At 42.6% G+C, this 1,398-nt stretch carries 1 protein-coding gene; it reads right to left on the reverse strand.

The window, feature by feature from the left end; translation table 11 throughout:
• Positions 1-22 precede the first annotated feature (22 nt).
• On the reverse strand, positions 23-1,261 hold the full coding sequence (locus tag AC1F2U_RS34680; protein ID WP_480265268.1) for an ISAs1 family transposase: 1,239 nt from the start codon (positions 1,259-1,261) through the stop codon (positions 23-25).
• Positions 1,262-1,398: the final 137 nt, after the last annotated feature.

Genomic DNA, 1,398 nt, shown 5'->3' on the forward strand with positions numbered 1-1,398 from the left:
CAGGGTAAGCGCGTCTCAAACACTATTGACAAGCGGATTCTGAGACATCATCATGTTGAGATAAACAAGCAGCAAGAATAGTAAGCATGTAGTTATTATCCATTGCGGCTCGATTCGATTTTTGGCGATTACTGCGTTTTAAAGATTGTTCTCGGTTCAAACTATTAAGGGCAATTCGTCGCAGCAGAGCCAGATTTTGTGGTGCATGTCCGGTACGAACACGGCAAGCATCTTCATTAAAAGTGACATCCATTGTCCAATGTAGACTATTTTCAACGCCCCAATGAAGACGAATAGCCCGTCCCAAGGTAATCGCATCACTGTCTAAGCTCGTTAAATAAAATTGAACCTCACGGGTAGTTTTGTTCCATAAGTGTCGCACCCGCACAACCATTACAACGGTTTTGAGACCCAACCAATCAGCTTGTTGGTGCAGTGGAGGTAATTGAGAAATAGGCACAGTCCAAACTTGTCGTTTTTCAGTGCGATGATGTCCCTTTTCTACTCTTTCGTCGTAACTAAAGATGATCCCCTCAAATTTTTGAGCTTGCGCTTGTTCAAACCAAGCTTCAACTTGCCCATGAAGTGTAGGGTGGTTAGCTTTGAGTGCTAAGACATAATTTGAAGAGGCATTATATATTTGAGCCGCAATCGCAGTCTGTGTTCCCATTGCATCAATGGTAATGATGCATCCAGCTAGGTCAAGTAACTCTAATAGCGCCGGAATCGCTGTGATTTCATTCGATTTATCAGCTACTTTGACTTGCCCCAGAACAAGACGATACTCACTTGCCCATGCACTGACTAAATGTAAGGCTGATTTCTTCTGTTCTCTGTCGTAAGAACCTCTGAGAGTCTTGCCATCAATGGGAATTACTTGTGCCCCAAGCGTTTCGACTATTGACTGTACCCATTTCTGAAAGCAACGCTCAAATACTTTGGGGTTAATCTTTTCAAATACTCGCCTAAAGGTATCTGGGCAAGGAATACCATTCGGTAAAGCTAAAAATTCCCCTAACCAATCAAGTTTGCTCATTCCATAGTTTTCCATATCTTCCCATCCTTTACCTCCTGCGATCGCTGATAAAATTCCGATGATTAAGATATCTGTTAACAGGTGGGCACGGGTACGTTTTACACGGGGGTCTTCTATCTCACTAAAGAGCGAGTGCATCTGTTCTATTACTGCTATGGCACTGGGCACACGCACAGGTTTTAAGTTTTTGTGCTTTGAACGAGCAGAATTGAAACCTGATCCCATGAAACAGCCCCATGTGACTAAACGCTTTGCTTATTAGCGTACTACTCAACACATTTCATGCTCCTATTTAGTGCATCACTCTTACTACAGTAAAATAATCTGTATTCTTAAGCACAAAATTAGATGCGCTTACCCTG

It is taken from the genome of Nostoc sp. LEGE 12454 (assembly GCF_056620565.1).